Annotated in this window: 20 protein-coding genes; 15 read left to right on the top strand and 5 right to left on the bottom strand. The window is 36.9% G+C overall.

The window, feature by feature from the left end:
• On the bottom strand, positions 1-647 hold a 647-nt coding region (locus ACFIJZ_RS04925), incomplete at its 3' end, for an ABC transporter substrate-binding protein (protein WP_375631208.1).
• Positions 648-1,751: 1,104 nt separating this feature from the next.
• Between ACFIJZ_RS04925 and ACFIJZ_RS04930 the strand changes: the two genes are divergently transcribed.
• Positions 1,752-2,033 carry a DUF6460 domain-containing protein gene (locus ACFIJZ_RS04930; protein WP_273790723.1) on the top strand — a complete coding sequence of 94 codons (282 nt, stop codon included), beginning with the start codon at positions 1,752-1,754 and terminating at the stop codon, positions 2,031-2,033.
• A 22-nt stretch (positions 2,034-2,055) separates the two neighbouring features.
• Here ACFIJZ_RS04930 and ACFIJZ_RS04935 read toward each other — a convergent pair whose 3' ends face one another.
• The 3 genes from ACFIJZ_RS04935 to ACFIJZ_RS04945 form a co-directional block, all read right to left on the bottom strand.
• Positions 2,056-2,865, bottom strand: a complete 810-nt coding sequence (locus tag ACFIJZ_RS04935; protein ID WP_273790722.1) for a TIGR02186 family protein — start codon at positions 2,863-2,865, stop codon at positions 2,056-2,058.
• A gap of 2 nt (positions 2,866-2,867) precedes the next feature.
• Positions 2,868-3,788: a sulfite exporter TauE/SafE family protein gene (locus ACFIJZ_RS04940; RefSeq protein WP_375613503.1), complete on the bottom strand. Its 921-nt coding sequence runs from the start codon at positions 3,786-3,788 to the stop codon at positions 2,868-2,870.
• Positions 3,789-3,965: 177 nt separating this feature from the next.
• Complete coding sequence (locus tag ACFIJZ_RS04945; RefSeq protein ID WP_375631209.1) at positions 3,966-4,784, bottom strand: hypothetical protein; 819 nt, start codon at positions 4,782-4,784, stop codon at positions 3,966-3,968.
• A gap of 512 nt (positions 4,785-5,296) precedes the next feature.
• On the opposite strand from ACFIJZ_RS04945, the gene ACFIJZ_RS04950 reads away from it, so the two are divergent.
• From ACFIJZ_RS04950 to ACFIJZ_RS04980, 7 genes are all read left to right on the top strand, one after another.
• Positions 5,297-6,043 carry an electron transfer flavoprotein subunit beta/FixA family protein gene (locus ACFIJZ_RS04950; protein WP_273790719.1) on the top strand — a complete coding sequence of 249 codons (747 nt, stop codon included), beginning with the start codon at positions 5,297-5,299 and terminating at the stop codon, positions 6,041-6,043.
• A gap of 51 nt (positions 6,044-6,094) precedes the next feature.
• Positions 6,095-7,015, top strand: a complete 921-nt coding sequence (locus ACFIJZ_RS04955) for an electron transfer flavoprotein subunit alpha/FixB family protein (RefSeq protein ID WP_273790718.1) — start codon at positions 6,095-6,097, stop codon at positions 7,013-7,015.
• 3 nt (positions 7,016-7,018) lie between these two features.
• Complete coding sequence (locus ACFIJZ_RS04960; protein ID WP_375631210.1) at positions 7,019-8,683, top strand: 4Fe-4S dicluster domain-containing protein; 1,665 nt, start codon at positions 7,019-7,021, stop codon at positions 8,681-8,683.
• A 2,057-nt stretch (positions 8,684-10,740) separates the two neighbouring features.
• Positions 10,741-11,628 (top strand): 16S rRNA (cytidine(1402)-2'-O)-methyltransferase, encoded by an 888-nt coding sequence (gene rsmI / locus ACFIJZ_RS04965; protein ID WP_273790716.1) that lies wholly within the window; start codon positions 10,741-10,743, stop codon positions 11,626-11,628.
• Positions 11,629-11,632: 4 nt separating this feature from the next.
• A complete protein-coding gene (locus tag ACFIJZ_RS04970) occupies positions 11,633-12,001 on the top strand; it encodes a YraN family protein (RefSeq protein ID WP_273790744.1) in 369 nt (122 codons plus the stop codon).
• Between the two features lie 102 nt (positions 12,002-12,103).
• Positions 12,104-12,349: a hypothetical protein gene (locus ACFIJZ_RS04975; protein WP_273790715.1), complete on the top strand. Its 246-nt coding sequence runs from the start codon at positions 12,104-12,106 to the stop codon at positions 12,347-12,349.
• Between the two features lie 55 nt (positions 12,350-12,404).
• On the top strand, positions 12,405-13,196 hold the full coding sequence (locus ACFIJZ_RS04980; protein WP_375631211.1) for a pyrroline-5-carboxylate reductase: 792 nt from the start codon (positions 12,405-12,407) through the stop codon (positions 13,194-13,196).
• A gap of 387 nt (positions 13,197-13,583) precedes the next feature.
• Here the strand turns inward: ACFIJZ_RS04980 and ACFIJZ_RS04985 are convergent, their stop codons facing one another.
• Entirely contained in the window at positions 13,584-14,645 is a 1,062-nt protein-coding gene (locus tag ACFIJZ_RS04985) for an Mrp/NBP35 family ATP-binding protein (protein WP_273790713.1), read from the bottom strand.
• 577 nt (positions 14,646-15,222) lie between these two features.
• Between ACFIJZ_RS04985 and rpmH the strand changes: the two genes are divergently transcribed.
• From rpmH to ACFIJZ_RS05020, 7 genes are all read left to right on the top strand, one after another.
• Entirely contained in the window at positions 15,223-15,357 is a 135-nt protein-coding gene (gene rpmH / locus ACFIJZ_RS04990) for a 50S ribosomal protein L34 (RefSeq protein WP_005864709.1), read from the top strand.
• A gap of 117 nt (positions 15,358-15,474) precedes the next feature.
• Positions 15,475-15,867: a ribonuclease P protein component gene (gene rnpA, locus ACFIJZ_RS04995; protein ID WP_273790712.1), complete on the top strand. Its 393-nt coding sequence runs from the start codon at positions 15,475-15,477 to the stop codon at positions 15,865-15,867.
• Positions 15,857-17,695 (top strand): membrane protein insertase YidC, encoded by a 1,839-nt coding sequence (gene yidC / locus ACFIJZ_RS05000; RefSeq protein ID WP_375631212.1) that lies wholly within the window; start codon positions 15,857-15,859, stop codon positions 17,693-17,695. Before rnpA ends, yidC begins: the two co-directional genes overlap by 11 nt.
• Positions 17,692-18,336: a ribosome biogenesis GTP-binding protein YihA/YsxC gene (gene yihA, locus ACFIJZ_RS05005; protein ID WP_273790710.1), complete on the top strand. Its 645-nt coding sequence runs from the start codon at positions 17,692-17,694 to the stop codon at positions 18,334-18,336. Before yidC ends, yihA begins: the two co-directional genes overlap by 4 nt.
• Before the next feature lie 139 nt (positions 18,337-18,475).
• A complete protein-coding gene (locus tag ACFIJZ_RS05010) occupies positions 18,476-19,168 on the top strand; it encodes a glutathione S-transferase family protein (RefSeq protein ID WP_375631213.1) in 693 nt (230 codons plus the stop codon).
• A 1,219-nt stretch (positions 19,169-20,387) separates the two neighbouring features.
• Positions 20,388-21,200: a 4-hydroxy-tetrahydrodipicolinate reductase gene (dapB, locus tag ACFIJZ_RS05015; RefSeq protein ID WP_375631214.1), complete on the top strand. Its 813-nt coding sequence runs from the start codon at positions 20,388-20,390 to the stop codon at positions 21,198-21,200.
• Between the two features lie 28 nt (positions 21,201-21,228).
• Positions 21,229-21,849 (top strand): 2,3-bisphosphoglycerate-dependent phosphoglycerate mutase, encoded by a 621-nt coding sequence (locus ACFIJZ_RS05020; protein WP_273790707.1) that lies wholly within the window; start codon positions 21,229-21,231, stop codon positions 21,847-21,849.
• The last annotated feature ends 25 nt before the right edge of the window (positions 21,850-21,874 follow it).

Consider the following 21,874-nt stretch of genomic DNA (forward strand, 5'->3'; position numbering starts at 1 on the left):
TAAGGACCAACACAAGCAGCATGACTCTTCAAATACTGATTTCCCAAATCACCATCTTTTTCGTGTTTCATAATCGTGTTACGATCAAGCAAAGCTGTTGCAGGACTTGCAACAATATTATTAAGAATAAGTTCTGCTGGATAAGGTTTATCAAATTTCATCACAACTGTTTTCTTATCAGGAGCTTGCAAAGCATCATCAACATTTTGTTCTACAATTCCATATTCATTAAAAATTGCCGCATTACCCATCTTCAATTTGACAACCCGCTTCATACCCCAAACAAGATCATTGGCATTGGCTGATCTGCCATTATTAAACTTCAAACCATCACGCAAATGAAAAGTAATCATCGTACTGTGATCATCACCTGAAACATCCCAATGCGTTGCTAAAGCAGGAACCATTTTAGCAGGATCATCTGTCGCAGTACTCACCAAGTTATCACAAACATTGCGAACAATTTCACTTCCATAAACATCATTGAGCTGCGCAGGATCAAACGTACTGATTGCATCAAGATTCCAAGCCATCACAAGGGTATCAGCCGGTGTTTTTGCTGAAACCTGTTGTCCAACTACCCCCAGTGCAATAAAAGCAGAAACAAGAAAGCTGCTCCCTTTCAATATTTTTTTCTTCAAGTTCATAACTTTTCCTTTTAAATAAAGTTTATTATATAAATTTCCCACGCAACAAGAACATGCTTAATCATAAGGTTAGACGATCCATAGGCCCCTAAAACAAAGTATTAAAACTTTCAAACAGCACCACTTTCCAACCTTTTCTCCTGTCCATACTTAACAAGCCCCCAATATGCACCGAAAAGCAATTTAATATATGATGAATGACATAACCCATCACAAATCTATTGATAATATTACAACGTCTACCATTGAACGCGATAAGACAAAGACTTCTTCTCTATTATCAGGCAAGCTTGTCACTTCTTTCTTCTAGCGTTTTTATGCCATCAAAGGGCTCTCCCCTGTTAACTCAAGCGCCTTAATAACGAAGAACCCTAATAATAATTTGATATTTTAACAAAACAGAAAAATTCACCCATCGGCTAACATGAAACACCTCTACCCCTTCTGCAAGAGGAATTTTGAATTTTTCCATAATTCCCCACTAAATAACCGCTTCTAATTATATCTTATTTCCAAATAAAAGGAGCACGGGCACCACAAACCTCTTACATTCCCTCACGCGGATATACATAACAAAACTTTTTTCAATATCGTATTTTTAATATCTTTGCTCCTTTAACAACACTCAATTCATTGCTTATCATTGCTTACATTTTTTCAGAAAAAAAGATCTTTTCAATGCACCAAGGTTGAAATATCTAAATATAATACTTATATAAGCACACCCTTATTAGAATAGATAGTCTTTTTTTAAGTAAACTGTCTTGAAATATTATTTCTATACACGACAATAATAAGTTCGTTACAAAATCTTCAATATACTAGAACTCTCACTCTGATGTGAAATATCGAAACGTTATAAAATTTCTCTACAAATTCTCAGAAACGAAAGAATATCCCTTTATTTAATAAAAAAGGGCCATGAAAATATCGCAAAAAATGCAATAAAACATGTGTATATTTCAAAAACCAGCACCGTTAACCAGACTAAGGTGATAAACTCAAAAAGTAAGAAAAAATAAAAAAATGTTTTTCCTTTATGATAATAACATCGCTGTACCATGATAATACAATAAAAAACACGATCTTTGAAAGTATATTAAAATGAAGCGAAAAAAAAAATTATTAGATTCTTTTCATGCGTTTCTTGGAGAAAAATCAAGCCGCGTTAGTCTAAAATTGCTTATCCTTTCATTCTTCATTGGTATCGTAATGAATTTTTTGGGATGGACACCTCGAAACCTCATACAAAAAATAGTCGATTTTTTTCAATCACTATGGGAAGCAGGATTTATAACGCTTACAAATTTCTTCCATATAACTATGACAGGAGCTATTGTTGTTGTGCCTATTTTTCTTATCTTACGAATTTTTCATAAAAAATAAAAGCCTTAACATTTTCCTTGCGTTAATCTTTTCGAAAAATCAAACGACACAAAAATCCTGTAGTAATAGCAATAATCACTGCAACAATACCATATAAAAAACGATACTTGTGCGCTGCATAAAAAATTGTATAGGTGATATGTGCTTTAACAATTTCAAGAGTCGTTGTTGCACTATCAATAAACTGTCCATCACGAAAAAGATAAGCACGAACTTTATAATGTCCAACCGGGATATTTGCTGGCAAACGAAAATGCGCTGTGAAAAGTGTGTCAGAACCAAAACGAACCCCACCCACTTCCTCATAATAAAGGCTTTTAGCTTTTTGCAATTTTATAAGTTCATCGCGAAAGATTTGTATTTTTTTCTGATCTTGTTCATCCGTCTGCAATGGCAAATAGAGTAATCCTAACCCTAAGCGTTTATAATCTTCAATGCTCGTAATATCGTCAATTTCACGTGTTGTGACCATAGAGTAAAAAAGAGGAACCTTTTTAAAAATAAGAGAATCTGTATTGACCCATACACCGGCATTGCGTTTTTTTTCTCGCATCACCATTGTCCGATCTTGTCCCTCCAAGCTTACAACAATATCATAACGGTTCTGTCGAGAATATAACGGATCAATATTTTCCAAAACACCAGCAATATAAAGATCACGACCAGCAAAATTTGCATCCACAGTAATCGTATTCGTTGTTACAATAATTTGGACAGTTTCGTGGTCAACTTGATCAATGAATGTAGCTGGCGTCCCAACATGTGACCATGTAGAAAAAGAAATAAAACAAAAGCAACCTGTAATGATGTATAAAGAAAATAATCTACCCATTTTTATCTCATAAGAATATCCAGAGAGAAAAGATTATCAGGGCGTATAAATAATTGAAAAGCAAGACGCATACACACAATCAACACTAAAAATGCAAGTGCCATACGCAATTGTTCAGCCTTTAACTTCCGTCCAACCCGTGTTCCATATTGCGCACCAATACTTCCTCCAAGCATTAACAAAAAAGCCAAGACAATATCAACGGACTGATTAGTCATACTTTGCAAAACTGTCGTGAAAGAAGACACAAATGTAATCTGAAAAAGTGAAGTCCCAATCACCACACTGGTTGGAACACGCAGAAGATAAATCAATGCTGGTATCATAAAGAACCCCCCACCAATTCCCATAATAGAAGACAACAACCCCACAATGAGACCAATCCCTAAAACTGGAATAATGCTAACATATATCATAGATGTCCGAAAACGCATTTTTAAGGGTAAGCGATGAATCCAATTATGTCGACCAGCAAGACGAATATTGGCTTTTCCTGCCTTACGCTTGCGCATCATATCATACCAACTTTCAACGATCATCAAGCTTCCTACACTTCCAAGAAGAATCACATAAAGAAGCGAAATCATTAAGTCTAATTGACCTAACTTTTTCAAAACAGAGAAAACCTGAATCCCGATTAAAGAACCAATCCCTCCTCCAATCGCCAAAAGAATACCAAGTTTAATATCGAGCGTACGTCTTCTAAAATGTGTAATTGCTCCTGTTACAGATGACGCAATCATCTGGTTAGCACCTGTTCCAACAGCAATAGCAGGAGGAATATTATAAAAAATCAATAACGGCGTGATGAGAAACCCACCACCGATTCCAAAAAGTCCTGAAAAAAAACCAGCAACGACTCCCATACCAATCAAGATCAGCATATTGAGTGACATTTCAGCAATTGGTAAATAAATACTCACTTACAGAACCTTCAAGATAATTTGAGTTTTTTTACAATTAGAGAATCCTTCTCCAATTATCCTCTTTTCCAATAATCTCTGTTGCGTGTTTAAAAGGATAATTTTAGTTGCTATAGCTTCCGCACAAACACGAATGCGCAATACATTTCACATCTATTAACATCAACATCATAAAAATTAAAAAAAACGAGCTCCTTTTAAAAAGCTATAAAAACATAACGTTATCGCTACCACAAATGCAACGGTTAAAAAACAAAGAACACCTTTTTTTAGCAAATAAGATAAAAACGACACATGTTCCCGAGACTGCGTCCTTAAAGAAGAAAAATCATTCTCAATACAATGATTAGATGCCTGAGCACCCATCATACCTTTTTCTTCTATCACAGCATGCTCCACTACCCCCTCAACCTTTTTAAAAGAAGATTTCAGAGCATCACTGGGCAAAGGGCTTCTATCTTCTTGCTGCACCGTATTTTCAACATTTGTTTGGAGTGAAATTATGCTGTTTTCTTTCGAAAAATTTTGCACCTTTTGAAGTAATAAGCGTTCTTGATTTCCCTCACATTCCATGTGAGCAAGTTTTTGTACAACAGAATCAGGTGATTTTGAACGAGACACCCGTCGTGTTACCGCTGCTTCTTCTAAGCTTTTTTTTTCACTCTGCAAACTTTGAACAATTGTTTTAATCTGCTCTAAAGACTGGAAAAGCTTTTTTTCTCTTTGACGACGTATATAATGTTCAGCCAAAATGGCCCGACTAATATCATCTAAGTAAGATTTAAAATGCTCTTCTACCGAACTCTGCTGCATTAAAGAACGAGGCGAATGCTTCATTTGCATTTGCGCATAAACGGTGCGTAATTTTTGAGCAATATCCGACATCGTTACTTCTACAGAAGTATCCATGCTCTCTTTCTGTTCAACAAAAGAAAAGACTTTATCGTTCCTAACCTGTTTGGTTGCCTGGCCGATCGTATGACCCTTCGTATTCACAAACGCCTACCCCTCATTAACCTTTTTGAAAAGAATCGCAATAAATGATGAGAAAGTGTGCTCTATTTTAGTAAATAGAGCTTTAAGAACTCCCAAAAACTTTTTTGTTAGAAATATTTTCCCCAATCTTTATCTAAAATATTTGAAAGAAAGATCTTTAATTTTTCTGTATTCAAGATTTGAAGAGAAAAATCATTCCCCCATTTTTATCTTTTTTACTTAATTTTTCATTGCATAAAGGACCTATTGCACCATCATAAACAAAGCATAAGGAACTAAAAAAATATTCTCACAAGACAAATTGATTTTTTTACTTTTTATTCAAGCAAATAGGGCAATTATGGCAATGCAAAAATATGAAGATTGAAAATGACGACGAGAAAGTACAAGTAAACGTAAAAAAAGCTTATATGAAAGAGAACACAAGTTATAAATTGAGACTTCATTCTAAACAATTTGGTTTCTTATGAGTATTGCTATAAACTTATGACATACAAACAAAGAGGATCATTATGAAGATAATTGTCGCTGTCAAACGTGTTGTTGATTATAACATCAAGATACGCGTCAAACCTGATAATACAGGCGTTGATCTGTCTCACGTAAAAATGTCTATGAATCCTTTTGATGAGATAGCCGTGGAGGAGGCCATTCGCCAAAAAGAATCCGGTAAAATTTCAGAAGTTCTTCTTGTTTCAATTGGCCCAGAAGCAGCCAAAGAAACTCTACGAACAGGACTTGCAATGGGAGCTGATCGCGCACTTCTTGTCACAACGGATCAAACACTTGAACCCTTAGCAATTGCTAAGGTTCTCAAAACCATTGTTGATGAAGAAAAACCTAATATGGTCTTTTTAGGAAAACAAGCAATTGATGACGATAGCAACCAAACAGGACAAATGCTCGCTGCTCTTCTTGGGTGGGGACAAGCAACTTTTGCCTCACATCTTAACATAGAAAATGGGCATGCTACAGTTACTCGTGAAGTTGATAATGGAACACAAACCCTTTGTCTTCCCCTTCCCATTGTTATGACCGCCGATCTACGGCTCAATGAACCGCGTTACACCTCTCTCCCCAATATCATGAAAGCAAAAAAGAAAATCATTGAACAAAAATCTCTTACTGATCTTGGCGTCGATACGAAAGCACGCTTAACAATTTTAAGCGTTGAAGAGCCAAAACCCCGTCAATCCGGTATAAAAGTGGCAAATGTAGTAGAACTTGTTAGAGCCTTAAAACAGAAGAACTGCATTTAATATTCTCACCACTAGAGTAAAAGCAACACTCACATAAAAGGGCAAAAACTTATGGCAATTCTTTTATTGGCCGATCATAATACAGAAGAAACAGCAAAAGCACTCACCGCTGCACGCGTACTCAGTAATGATATCGATATTCTGGTTTGCGGAGAAAAAATTCAAACGATAGCGGAAAATAGTGCTAAACTTAATGGTGTGCGGCAAGTTCTTATTGCAAAAGCAGACTATTTAGCCCATCAACTTGCCGAGCCTATGGCAGATACAATTCTCACGTTAGCAAATGATTATGATGTGATCATGGCAGCATCCAGCAGTACTGGGAAAAATGTGATGCCGCGCGTAGCAGCTCTTCTTGATCTTATGCAAATTTCAGATATTACCGCCATTCTTTCACCCAATACCTTCAAACGACCAATTTATGCAGGCAATGCATTTGAAACTGTCCGCACCAATGATTATAAAAAGATTATAACAGTTCGCACCGCTTCTTTCACCCCAACGCCTTCCCAAAATAATTCTGCTCCCATTAAAACAATAACACCAGCTCCCAATCCAAATCTTTCTTCTTTCGTAAAAGCAGAGACAAACAAAAGTGATCGTCCTGAGCTCACCTCAGCACGTGTTATTATATCAGGCGGGCGTGGTCTTGGTTCTCAAGAGAAATTTATGGCCCTGCTTCTTCCTCTTGCAAACAAATTAAATGCTGCTTTAGGTGCCAGCCGCGCAGCAGTGGATGCAGGCTATGCTCCCAATGATTGGCAAATTGGACAAACAGGAAAAGTCGTTGCCCCTGAACTCTATATCGCCGTTGGCATTTCCGGTGCAATCCAGCATGTAGCCGGTATAATGGATGCACAAATTATTGTTGCCATTAATAAAGATGAAGAAGCTCCCATCATGCAAATTGCCGATTACACCCTTGTAGGTGATCTCCACCAAATTATTCCAGAATTGGAGAAAGCTTTATAAGCCATGAAAGCACCTCTGCATGACCAACGTGAAAGTATGGAGTTTGATATAGTCATTGTCGGAGCAGGACCTGCAGGGCTTTCTGCCGCAATTCGTTTTAAACAAATTAATCCTGAGCTTTCTGTCACAATTGTTGAAAAAGGGACCGAAGTTGGTGCACATATTCTCTCTGGCGCAGTTGTTGACCCCATTGGTATCGATACACTCTTACCAGAATGGCGAAATGATAACGACCATCCCTTCACAACCCCTGTCACACAGGACCAATTTTTTTTTCTAAAGCCTCAAAAGTCCACAGTATTTCCCAATATTTTGCACCCTAAAATCTTATCAAATAACGGATGTTATATCGTTTCGCTTGGGAGCATCTGCCGCTGGCTAAGCAAAAAAGCTGAAGCGTTGGGTGTTGAAATCTATCCTGGTTTTGCAGCAACAGAACCCATCATCCAAAAAGATAACGGAGCTATTATTGGTGTTCTCACCGGAGATATGGGGCTTAACAAAGATGGAACCCCTGGAAAAAATTATATGCCTGGGATGGCTTTATTGGCAAAATATACTCTGATTGCGGAAGGAGCACGCGGCTCAATTGCAAAACAACTGATACAACATTTTAATCTTAGCAAAAATCGAGAACCACAAAAATTTGGTCTTGGTCTCAAGGAGCTCTGGGAAATTGCCCCCAACAAACACCAACGCGGTTTAGTACAACATTTCACTGGTTGGCCCTTAGACAATAATACCGGTGGCGGTGGCTTTATTTATCACCAAGAAAACAATATCATTTCTGTCGGTTTTGTTGTGCACTTAGATTACAAAAATCCTTACCTTTCTCCCTTTGAAGAATTTCAACGTTTTAAAACACATCCAAAACTCTATAAAATCTTTAAAGGTGCAAAGCGTCTTTCCTATGGTGCACGTGTTATCAGCGAAGGAGGTTGGCAATCTGTACCAAAACTCACCTTTCCTGGTGGGGCGCTTATTGGCTGCTCTGCTGGATTTGTCAATGTTCCTCGTATCAAAGGATCACACAATGCCATCTTATCTGGCATATTAGCTGCCGATAAAATTGCTACCGCTCTTGCACAAGGGCGTGCCCATGATGAGGTTAAAGAAATCGAAGAACAATGGCGAAAAGGGCTCATTGGAAAAGATCTTTATAAAGTGCGAAATGCCAAACCGCTTTGGGCAAAATATGGGACAAAATATGGAATTAAACTTGCTGGTTTTGATATGTGGTGGCAACAACTGTTCGGATTTTCCTTATTTAAAACACTCTCCCATGGAAAGGAAGATTATGCATGCCTTGAACCAGCAGAAAAATTTCAACCCATTTCTTACCCAAAACCAGATGGCGTTGTAACCTTTGATCGCCTTTCAAGTGTTGCCCTTTCCAATACGCATCATGAAAAAAATCAACCTTGTCATTTAAAAATAGCCTCATTAAAAAAACAAAAAGACTCTGAATATGCGATCTATGGAGGACCCTCTACACGCTATTGTCCCGCCGCTGTCTACGAGTGGCTAGAGGATAATGATCATCTGACTTATATGATCAACGCTTCAAATTGCATACATTGTAAAACATGCGATATCAAAGATCCAAACCAAAATATCACTTGGATCTGTCCGCAAGGCAATGAGGGCCCCTTCTATCCCAATATGTAATTCCCCAATGTATAATCATTGTTCATTTTCCTAAAATTGTAATATATAAAACACATTGAATAAAAATATTTCCCAGATCAGAAATCTATCAATCACCTTCCTTCATACGTTCTTTCACAATGTAAAAAGAACTCTATTCTCATATAAAATACTCTCTTCACCACATGACTTTTTTCAATAGAAAAACATAACATATTTTTATCAAAATTTTTTTATCTAAATGGCAAAACAATAATGAATATATTCTTGAAAATTCTGCAATAAAGGAAAAACCGCGGTTCTCGAAAATCTGAAAGGAAATAAGCCCGTTCTACTTTACCCCCTCTCCCACATGATCCAAAATGCTTTTAGCCCTCTCATAAGAAACATCAATCGTTTTAACTAGCCAAGAGCAAAACCTACGGAGGTACACTTCAAGTTTATTTTTTCTCCTACACTTGGCAAGTAATGCTCACTCAAGAAAACCACAAACAAATGTAGAAAAAACATTGCGAGATAAAGAGATAAAGAGCATGCTTGCTCAAGCCCTTTTTATGTTTCTAATGATAATGACACGAAAAAATCTTACATTAACCTTTTATTTTTGCATTAAAGATAATCGTCTTGCATCTAACCTTTACCAATATACTGCCCTTTACCAATATACTGCAATGAATGTATGCAAATACCGTAAGAATAAGCAGATACCAAGCCATGGAGACTATCGCTATTAGCAAAACATCTGATAAAAACCAAAATAGCTTTCATAACCACTCTATGACGCGTTTTATAGAGTTGTTTGTTTATAAAGCTTGTGCTTTCGCTGTTGCTTGTAAATCAACATCCAAATTGAACATAGTGGTATATTTAAAAGAAAGATTAAGATGAATGAAAGCTCTGCACGCCGTTCCAGATTTTGTAGCTAGAGCAAAAATATTGCATATTCTATTTGAGTAATCTCTGAAACGAAAATACAGTTTCATTTAGCAAGAATATGAAACCTGAAAGGAAAAAACCTGTTTTCCTCTTTACTATCATCTGTCCATTTGGTTTTTAAACTTTCAAAAGCATCACAATATCCTCTAAAAAGAAGAAATAACGTATTGTCCCCGCTTTTATTACTTAAGTTTTTTTATAGGAGCATATCCTTAAAAAAAATAAGGTATCCAAAATTAAAGCAGACTTGTGTTGTTCAATCATGGGCTTGTTTTTAAGAGATAGCTCTCATATCAAACAATTATTTCGCGACACTATCCGAAAAAGGTATAATACACTCCTGTGAACGAACAGTTCTATATTTACGAAATAAAAAGTACAAGCTAGCAGCATCATTTTCTCTGCGATCCCCAATGATGCGATAATCTTTGCTTTGAGAAAGTTTCAAGATGCACGAAAATAATTTTGATTAATGACTATAAGAAGAGCTGAGATAATGTTACGATATTTAAAGCTCCTAATTAATAGGCAAAATAATAAATTTTCCATTACAAATCAAATCTTTAAGATAAAAATTAGCCTTAAACGTTTCTAAGGTACTCATTATACTGTTAAAGCTATAGAGAATATGAAAAAATAAAGTATTTTGCTGATAAGAGCTTATATTTAATCAATAACAATACAGTCAGCTGCCAGTTAACTGTTTGTGCTTCAAAAGAGTCTGTTTATATTTGCTCAGAAAAACAGTTTGGATATCAATAGAATATTTGAAAAATCGGCATTATGAAAATAATCTAAAAAGCTTAGCTTTTAAAAGAGCATAACCAAGCATGAGATGATAACATGGGTAAAATTGTTTTTTGGTTCTCGAAGGAAAAACTTTATAGAAAATCATGGGGCTGATAGAATATTGATTACATTTGGAATTTGTTTTACTGGAAAAAATAATGCGGACCAAAATAGATAATAATGTTAAATTAAGACGTTAAATATGAAATTATCTTATTGTAGTGTAATCGATTATTCGAGTAAGGTAAGCCTTTGTAATGATAAAAAATGTGCTGGTAAAAAATAAGCCAAAATGGCTTATGAGTATGGATAAAAATCTTGTGGTGAGGAGAATTTAATGAAAAGAAAAGAGCATGTGTGAAAAAGCATATTTTATAGGTGCGCATGCTTATTCTGCACCCGTTATAGAATCAGGGCTTTATCTTGTGGCAACACCTATCGGAAATCTTGCAGATATTACGCTTCGTGCTTTGCAAGTGCTTGCAGGAATTGATATTTTAGCGTGTGAGGATACGCGAGTAACACGTGTTTTGTTAGAACGTTACGGTATTCAAAAAAAAACTTTTCTCTATCATGAATATAATGCGCAAAAAGCGGGTCCAAAGCTCTTAGCGGCTTTAGCAGAAAACAAAACAGTAGCACTTGTTTCAGATGCCGGAACACCACTTATTTCTGATCCCGGATTTCGATTGGTGGAAGAGGCCCGTAAAGCTGGTCATAAAATCATTCCTATTCCTGGAGCATCCGCTCTTTTAGCCGCTCTTATACCGACAGGGCTTCCTACTGATAGCTTTTTTTTTGCAGGTTTTTTGAGTGCACGAAAGCTACAACGCCGAAAACGGTTGGAACAATTAAAAGAGATTCCAGCAACTTTGATTTTTTATGAATCACCGCATCGTCTTGTTGAAACTTTACAGGATATGGTCACACTTTTTTCGGCTGATCGACCTGCTGCCATTTGTCGTGAATTAACAAAAAAGTTTGAAACAGTAGATGTTTCCAATTTGGGGAACTTGTTGGAAAATTACAGAAAACAAGCACATATTCGTGGAGAAATTGTTGTAGTTGTAGGAGAATCATCTTCTTCTTTAAATGTGATAAGTGATCAAGAAATTGATGAAATGCTACTAGAACGCGCACGGACATATTCTGCTGCTCAAGCGGCAGCTTTTGTTGCAAAAAAAACCGGTTTAAAAAAGCAGGAACTTTTTCAGCGATTAATCTTTTTAAAAAATGCATAAAATGATGCAAAAAAAACGCAGACAAAAGTCTTTTTATCGAGGGGTACGTGCAGAAAAATTGGCAGCTTGGTGGCTACGTTGCAAAGGGTTTCACATTGCCGAAAGGCGTTTTAAAACAAAATGTGGGGAAATTGATTTAATTGCACGACGCGGAAATCTTGTGTTAATCGTTGAAGTTAAAGCACGTTCAACGTTGGCTGAAGCAATGGAAGCGGTTTCCCGAATGAATGAAAGGCGAATTGAAGCAGCTGCCGATATTTGGCTCGCACGGCAAAAAGATTATGCCCTTTTGTCTGTGCGCTTTGATTTGGTTGCAATTTTACCTTGGCGTTGGCCACAGCATATCCCTGCATTTTTTACATCTGATCAATAAAAGACACCCCCCGTTTTAACCATATTCAATAAAAAACATTTCGTTTTTATGTGCATATGCGTTAAAAAGTGTGTAATAATTGAGCGCTATAAGGAGCAAAATATGGATGATTATGAAAAGTTTGCAACAGGTTTACTCATTATTTTTGGAGCGCTCATTATTGGTGGTTTAATGGCAATGCATATTGTGCTTATGAATAAACCAGGTTTTTTATTTGCATTAGCCGCAGCTGTTGTTGGTTGGTTTTCTGCTTTTGCCGTTCTCTTTGACAAGCCTAAAATCTATTTGGGCTTGATTATTCTTGCTATGTTATGTGTTGCTTCTTCAATTAGCGTTTATGTTAGTTAAAACACCTGAAATGTTGATTGAGATTCCTTTAAAAATATAAAACTGAGAAATAGAAATGAAACTTGGCTTTTTAGGAACGGGTACAATCAGTGCTTCAATGGTGAATGGCTTAATGACAAGCACCTTTGATGTTTCTTCCATTATTGTTTCGCCTCGCAATGCACAAACAGCAGAGCGCCTTTCACGCACCTATGATACGGTTATGATTGCTGAAAATAACCAAGCGTTGCTCGATGTTAGTGATTGTGTTTTTCTTTGCTTGCCCAATCAAATTGCAGAAGACGTTTTGCGCTCTCTTTGTTTTCGTCCAGAACAGCTGGTTATTTCCGTACTTGCTATGGCAAAAGCAGCAGAAATAGAAGAGTGGATTAATCATAAAGTTTATCGTGCTGTTCCATTACCTTTTGTTGCAGAATGCAAAAATTTGACACCAATCTATCCCGATCATCCCTTTTTACGCACTTTATTTGATGCATTGGGGGGCACATTAGTGCTGGATAAGGAAGAGCAGTTTAATCTTTTTATGACAGCAGGTTCACTTATGGGAGTATATTTTAATTTTATAGAAACTGCCCATCAATGGTTTATAACACAAGGGTTAAAAAAACAGCAATCAGCAGAATTCCTTACTATGATGTTTGGAAATCTTACGGATGAAATGCGTAAAATTACAGCAACGGATCATTCTGCATTTCTCGATTTTGCACTGCTTGAAAAAGAGTTTTCAACAAAGGGTGGAACAAATGAATTTTTGTCAAATTACTTTTCTCAACAAGGGGGAAGGAATGCTTTAACAACCGCTCTTGAGGCTACTTTGCAAAAAATGAATGCTTCTAAAAAGACTTGACCAATATTTTTATCATCTCAATAAGAAAAAACTAAATGTTGAAGATGTATATCAAGAAAACTCACATCGAAAAATGCTTTTTTACACCTGAAAAAATACTATTTTATGAAAAAATTGATTATTAAAATATTTTTTACAACCTTTTACAATTTTTCTAAATTACTTTTATTTTCTGTCTTCTTTTAGCCTCAAGTCCAATATTTTTTTCTACCTCACGGCTCCAACTCTTCAATTTGTGTCCCCTTCAGGTTATCCAAACGCATGAATAATTTTTTATTTATTTAACCTAATATACTCCATTCTCGCATTAAAACTTCTCCTTACAAAGAAGAAACTATTTTTATGTCTTTCATGATTGTGTTTTAATAAACTCTCTTAAAAAAACATTCAAAAGAGTTGATTTTTTATTTGATCAACAATTTTACGATATAGTTTAGCATGCTCTTCACTAGGCTTAGCAACAAAAATAGGGACCCCCTCATCTGAAGAAAATCTTAAAGCCGCATCAAGCGGTATTTCCGCTAAGAAAGGGACTTCTCGACGTTCCGCTTCTGCCCGTGCACCACCATAGCCAAAAATATCATAGCGTTTTCCTGTATCAGGAGCGATAAAATAACTCATATTCTCAATGAGTCCTAAAATAGGAACATTGACTTTCATGAACATTTCTATTGCTTTACGCGCATCCACTAAAGCAAGATCTTGGGGCGTAGAGACAACCAACGCACCTGTTAATTGTACCTGTTGAGCAAGCGTTAATTGTGCATCCCCTGTACCGGGCGGCATATCAACGACCAAAATGTCCAGAGGTCCCCATACAACATCTCGTAACAATTGCGTTACAGCTGCCATAACCATAGGACCACGCCATACTACCGGCTTTTCTTCCTCAACCAAAAATCCCATCGACATCAATTTAAGTCCGAATTTTTCAAGAGGTTGAATCTTTTTTTCTCCAATAAGCTGTGGTTTTTGATTAACAAGTCCTGTCAAACGTGGCAACGAAGGACCATAAATATCAGCATCCATCACCCCCGTCTTGAAACCAGAATCTTGTAAAGCTAAGGCGATATTTACTGCCATCGTAGATTTTCCTACCCCTCCTTTTCCAGAAGCAACAGCAATCACATGCCGCACACCTTCTATGGGCATTTTGATCGGTAAGAGATTTGCTCTCCGTCTAGGTACTGCATTTGTTGTTTTTTCTGCTGTAAGTGTGACAACAACAGATTTCACTCCTTCCAAGGCACATACCATCTTTTCAGCAGAACGACGCAATGATTCCCATTCTTGCACACCTCCATCAGGAACTGTAATAGAAAAGAAAACCTTACCATCAGCAATCAATATTTCTGAAAGAAGACCCAACGACACAATATCGCTTTCAAGATCTGGTCCTTTGATTGTACGTAATACGTTGCGGACAGCTTCACTTGTGATAGGATCCACGTTCTTTCCTCTCTATAAAAATACCAGCAAATACAAGCATAAGAACAAAAAATACTTACAGGTTTATCACCTGATAATTTTCTACTTTACTCAGCATTATAAAGTATACATTACTTATATCTTACTCTCTTTAAAAATATGAAATCATCCTTAAATAAAGAAGCTCAAACATAAAATCTGATATAAATCCTATTAATCATGTTTGTGCTACAACCACTTTAATGAATATTCTGATAAAAATTTTGTAAAAAAAACTCTTAATATTAAAGGATATTTTAAATTGAGCATACAGTAATCAGTCACACTTTCTTTAATTCTTTAACGCCCTAGCCATTTACGTTCTGTAGATTCAATTGTTATTTTCTAACACTCTTACAGTATTGTAAATAAAGTGTCACAGACAGTTATAAGGTGTTTTGTATTCTTTCAAGAGAGAGAAAAACAATCTAAGATTGACTTTTTTTATATTTTTCCTTATGGGTTAACAGCCGTATGATAGGATAAAATTATCCCTCTCGCGCATAACTGCTCATAAAACGAAGATTAAGAAGGGCCGCACTCCGCGGTATTTAAATAAATGAAACGTACTTACCAACCCTCTAAACTTGTCCGTAAACGCCGCCATGGGTTTCGTGCACGCATGGCTACAGCTGGAGGACGTAAAGTTATTGCTGCAAGACGTGCTCGTGGACGTAAGCGGCTCTCTGCCTAACCATTTAAATTTTCACAACCGTTGAGAATTGCTCATCATTTCTTCGTTGTGAAACTTTCATTATGAACCTCTAATGCCTGCTTGCAGGCATTTAGTGAAATTGCGAAATGTTCTTTTATGAAGAAAAAACATCCCTGCCGTATTCGCAAAAGAGCAGATTTTTTGGCTGCCCGTACAGGAGAAAAACGACGTGGTCCTTTATTTTTGCTCGAAGTTAAATCTCGTGAACAAACAACAGAAAGAAAAGATTCTCTTTTTGCACGTGTAGGCTTCACTGTTACTCGTAAAAACGGTAATGCTGTGAAACGTAATCGTATTAAAAGGCGCTTGCGTGAAGCCGTGAGAGTTGGTGTAACAAACCACATGGAAGCAGGAACAGATTATGTCATTGTAGCGTACCGTGATGTGTTACATGCGCCTTTTACATCCTTGATTAGTGAATTAAATCGGCGAATAAAACCAAAAATAAAACATCAGCAACAACAACAAGGGTGTACGGATGGAATATAACCGCAATTTCTTTATCGCTATTGGCTTATCTTTCGTAGTGCTCATCGCATGGCAATTTCTTCATGTTGCTCCCAAACAAGCAAAGTTACAAAAACAACATGTCATCACACAGCAATTGTCAAAACAACAATCAGCCCTTTCTACTACCACGACGGATTTTTCTGACGATACCTCAACGCATCAAGCAACATCTATCATCGAACAGCCAATGACACCTGAAATCCGGAAAGCTGTATTGGCCAAAACAGAGCGTATTGCGATCCAAACCAATGAACTGGAAGGCTCTATTAATCTTGTTGGTGCACAATTTGATGATCTTCACCTCAAAAAATATCGTTTAACAGTCGATAAAAAATCACCGGAAATCGATTTGCTAAACCCTAAAGGTTTCAAAACGACCTACCTTGCTGAATTTGGTTTTGCAAGTGCGTCTTTGCCAGCAAAAGCCTTGCCACAATCGGATACAAAATGGCAAGTAGAGGGAAACAATACAATCCTGACTCCTTCAACACCTATCACTTTAATTTATAATAATGGACAGGGACAAATCTTCCGACGGACCCTTTCTGTTGATGATCATTTCATGTTTACCATTGAGGATTCTATCAGCAATGAAAGTGATCAACCAATACATCTCTCGTCCTATGCCCGCGTTGCACGTGCTGCACCACCAGAACATACAAATGCAACCTATTTACTTCATGAAGGTATGATAGGTATTGCTGGAGATTCGCTCAAAACTGAAAAATATAAAACCTTAGCAGAGCTTGACCCAAATCCTGATAATGGGCAAAAGAGCGTGACTTTTTCCAAAGTAACAGGAGGTTGGATTGGTATTACCGATAAATATTGGGCTGTAGCAGTTATTCCCCCGCAAAATAAAGAATATACAAGCCGTTTTATTTATTTTGATCGTTTGCAAACACATTATCAGTCTGACTTGCTAGGGTCGCTTTTAACGATTGCCCCAAATGAAACAAAAACTGTTACAAATCGTCTTTTTGCTGGTGCAAAACAAGTTGAAATTATTAATAGTTATCAAAATGACCTAAAAATCAAAAAGTTTGCTCTTTTAATTGATTGGGGCTGGTTTGATTTCATCACCAAACCAATGTTTTCCCTCATTGATATTCTTTATAAACAAACAGGGAATTTTGGTATAGCCATCCTTCTTGTCACAGTGCTCTTAAAAACTCTTCTTTTCCCTCTAGCCAATAAATCTTATAAATCTATGGCACGCATGAAGCTTTTACAACCGCGGTTGCTAGAAATAAAAGAAAAGTATCCCGATGACCAAACCAAACAACAAAAGGCAATAATAGAACTATATAAAACCGAAAAAATAAATCCCCTTGCAGGCTGTTGGCCGATGTTGGTTCAATTCCCAATATTCTTTGCTCTTTATAAAGTTCTCTATATCACCATTGAAATGCGCCATGCCCCTTTCTTTGGCTGGATTAAAGATTTAGCGGCACCCGATCCAACTTCTCTTTTTAACTTGTTTGGTCTCTTGCCATATACAACGCCAACATTTCTTATGATTGGTGCATGGCCTTTGATTATGGGAATAACGATGTTTTTACAAATGCGTATGAATCCCGCTCCTCAAGACCAAACCCAAGCGATGATATTCACATGGATGCCTGTTGTCTTTACTTTTATGCTCGCCTCTTTCCCTGTTGGTCTCGTCATCTATTGGGCATGGAACAATATATTATCAATCATTCAGCAAAGTATCATGATGAAGCGCCAAGGAGTTAAAATTGAGCTTTTTGATAATCTGAAAGCCATCTGGAGAAGATCACCCAAAAAAGAAGTGCATGAATGACAAGAGATTCTTCCCTTTCTGGAATTTTTTCTCGCAATTGGATTTTTATTCGTGGTGTACCAGCAATACGCTTTCTCCCCCCCGAAGGACCACCAGAAATTGCATTTGCAGGACGTTCCAATGTTGGAAAATCATCTTTAATCAACGCACTCGTTCAACAAAAAAGCTTAGCACGTACCTCAAATACACCAGGACGGACTCAAGAGCTTAATTATTTTGTCCCCGATGGCTTCAGTGGGCAACTAGGAGACCTTCCCCCTCTAGCATTAGTAGATATGCCTGGTTATGGTTTTGCTGCTGCTCCTAAAAATCTTGTTGATGAGTGGAAAAATTTGATTTTTAGCTATTTACGGGGGCGCACAACGTTAAAACGTGTATATATCTTGATTGATTCACGGCACGGAATCAAAAATAATGATGAAGATGTTCTTGCTCTCCTTGATAAAGCAGCCGTTTCTTATCAAATTGTTTTGACAAAAAGCGATAAAATCAAATCAAATGCCTTGGAAAAATTAATTATGAGCACACAAACAAAGCTTCTTAAACGCCCAGCAGCTTATCCTGAGCTTCTTGTAACCTCTTCAGAAAAAGCTATCGGTTTAGAAGAATTACGTGCTGCCATTTTGCAAACCATCGCATAAGAGAACAATTCCTAGTCATTAACAATTTATTAATTATAATTACTAGCAGCTACTAATGATCTTGTACTTCTAGTCAAGCATCTTTATAAAAATGATTACTTGAAAGAATTCTCTTCAACTCTATTTGATAGTGTAAATTATGCTGACACTTTTTCACTCTCCCCTATCCGCTGCCTCGCGCTTCATACGCCTCATTCTTGGGGAATATGGTGTAACCACTCAACTGATTGAAGAATATGAATGGGCAAGAAGACACGAATTTCTAGCCCTCAATCCCGCTGGTCATGTTCCTGTTTTTCTCGATGAACACGAGGTTCCATTATCAGGTCCTCTTGTTATCTGCGAATATTTAGACGAAACACATGGAAGTTTACGACAAGAAAATAAGCTCTTTCCGGAAAATCCTTTAGATCGTGCGGAAGTACGCCGTCTCAATGACTGGTTCTTAAATAAATTCGAAAATGAAGCAACGCGCCATATCGTACGAGAACGAATCCATAAACGTGAAATGCCACTTGCCATTGGCGGTGGTGCCCCTAATTCACAAATTTTACGCAATGCACGTGCCAATATTTTACCACATATGAACTATCTCAATTGGCTCTGTGCCTCTCGCGATAGCTTAGTCGGTTCTGCCTTGTCCTATGCAGATCTAGCAGCAGCAGCCTCTATTTCTGTACTTGACTTTCTAGGGGAAATTGACTGGGAACAATCTCCTGCTGCCAAAGACTGGTATATGAGAATAAAATCACGCCCTTCTTTTCGTTCTCTTTTAACAGATCGCATCCGCGGAATTGTTGCAAGTGCTCACTATGCAGATCTTGATTTCTAGCCTTCTCTCACAAACAAAAATAAAAGTGATATTTTATCTAAAGGATATTTATAGGTTTATGAATTTTTATGCATGCGTATAAACGATATAATGATTTATAATCGTATTCAACAGGGAATAAGACCCATTATAATTGAATCAAAAAAAATACTTTCTTATCGTGTCACAAAAAAAGATTAGCACAGGAATAAAAAATATTTAAGAAAGCATTTTAACGACTCTCTTTAAATACAAGAGCTGTAGCATCATTAGAAGCTAGGCAAATAAAATAACAATACTTAACGCATGTTATCCTCAAGTCTCCCCAATATATGAAAAAACGCGTTGCATAACATATATACTATTTGCTCTATAATAAAAAAATCCTCATCATGCGTTTTTACAACATAACAATTTTTTAAACTGACTTTCCTAAAAGATGAAGAATCCGACCAACTCTCGTGTGAAAACAATCCAACTTCTTGTTAGCCCCTTGTTTTTATCCCCTTTTTACGTGATTTTATTTATGGATAACATATTGATATACAATGATAAATAATCGTTTTTTTACTTTAATCATCAATTCCAAATACCTTTTTCTCATTACCTTCATCACATTTAAAACAATCAAAATCGCTTTCTTATGCGTCACAAATGGAATTGGTAAATGAAAGAATATTAAAGAAAAGAATGAAAATGCCTAAGTGCCAAGAATTATTAAAACATTAAAGGCTAACAAAACGTATGATAATGCTAATTTTCTCTATTTATGAAGCATAAAGATAGTGGCGCAGAATAGATGTTATATTATTCATGGATACTCTCTCGTGATACCACTCACGAGCACTATCATAAAATAAGTTTAGAAGAATTGATAAATATTTCTTTAAGAAAAGCGCATGAATTGACAACATAGGTGTATTTTGTTTTGGAGATCTTGTTTTGCATGAAGAACGCTCCCCCCTTAAAGAACGAAAGAAACAAAAGCGTAAAGTAATACACAATCTCCTTTAGGTGACATAAGCAAACCTTACTTAGGAATATTCATCACACACTCTAACGAAAAACATCTCTATTTAAATTTGCAGATCTTATATCACTTGCTCTAAACAACAGTGTTTTACAGCACAACAAGATAAATTAAAGCAGGAAAAAATTTTTTCTATAAAGAAAAAGAACCATTGGAAAGAAGGCAAGAATTTGCCTATACTGCACAGTAAAGTATTATAAGGAGATAAAAATGCGCCTTACAGTTGTTGGTGCAAATGGAAGAATGGGACGTGAACTCATTACAGCAATCCAGCAGAGGAAAGATGTAGAGCTTTGTGCTGTTCTTGTACGCAAAGGCTCACCGTTTGTAGGAAAAGATGCCAGTGCCTTAATTGGTTCAGATTCTCTTGGGATTGGTATCACTGACGATCCCGAAAATGCCTTTTCTAATACAGAAGGTATTTTAGATTTTTCACAACCAGAAGCCAGTATTCTTTATGCTAACTACGCTGCTCAAAAAAGCCTTGTCCATATTATTGGCACCACAGGATTTAGCAAAACAGAAGAAGAAAAAATTGCAGATTTTGCGAAATATACAACAATTGTCAAATCCGGAAATATGAGCCTTGGAATAAATCTTTTAGCCAACCTTGTAAAGAAAGCCGCTAAAGCATTAGAAGCCGATGATTTTGATATCGAAGTTTATGAAATGCATCACGCTAACAAAGTTGACGCCCCTTCTGGAACAGCCCTTCTTCTTGGCCAAGCAGCAGCTGAAGGGCGCAATGTTATGCTTAAAAATGTGCGTGTCAACGAACGCAATGGTCATATAGGTAAACGCAAAAAAGGCACCATTGGCTTTTCCTGTTCACGTGGTGGGACAGTTGTTGGAGAACACAGTGTCATTTTTGCCGGCTCCAATGAGCGCATTGTTCTTTCACATACAGCGCAAGAACGCTCTATCTTTGCCAATGGCGCATTAAAAGCAGCTTTATGGGCACAAAATCATGAAAGCGGTCTTTATTCAATGTTCGATGTTTTGGGATTGAACAATGAATTTTAAACAATCAATAGAATAGAGGCAATTCATAATGGGACGCATACTTACACTAATTCGTCATGGACAAAGTGAATGGAATCTCAAAAACCTTTTTACCGGTTGGAAAGATCCTGATTTAACAGAAAAAGGTCATGCCGAAGCGATAGCAGCAGGAAAAAAACTAAAAGAATATGGTTTGAAGTTTGATATCGCTTATACATCAGCCTTACAGCGTGCTCAAAAAACCGCTCAGCACATTTTAGAGCAAATGGGACAATCAGATTTAGAAGTGATAAAAAATCCTGCATTAAATGAACGTAATTATGGTGATCTTTCTGGTTTAAATAAAGATGAAGTACGCCAACAATGGGGGCAAGAGCAAGTGCAAATGTGGCGCCGCTCCTACACAATTGCACCCCCGAATGGAGAAAGCCTACGCGACACCGGTGCGCGCATCTGGCCTTATTATCTTTACCATATCCAGCCTCATATTTTGCGCTCCCAAACTGTTTTAATCGCAGCGCATGGAAATTCTCTTCGTGCTCTTATTATGGCGCTTGAAGGTCTCTCCGGTGAGGAAATTATATCTCAAGAATTAGCGACCGGTATTCCTATTATTTACACATTTAATCCGGATTCAACAATTTTATCAAAGAAAGTCCTCACACCTTAAACTTCTAAAATCATGATCTCCCCAA

The organism is Bartonella sp. CL70QHWL, assembly GCF_042194855.1.
In the GTDB taxonomy this organism is placed as follows: Bacteria; Pseudomonadota; Alphaproteobacteria; order Rhizobiales; family Rhizobiaceae; genus Bartonella.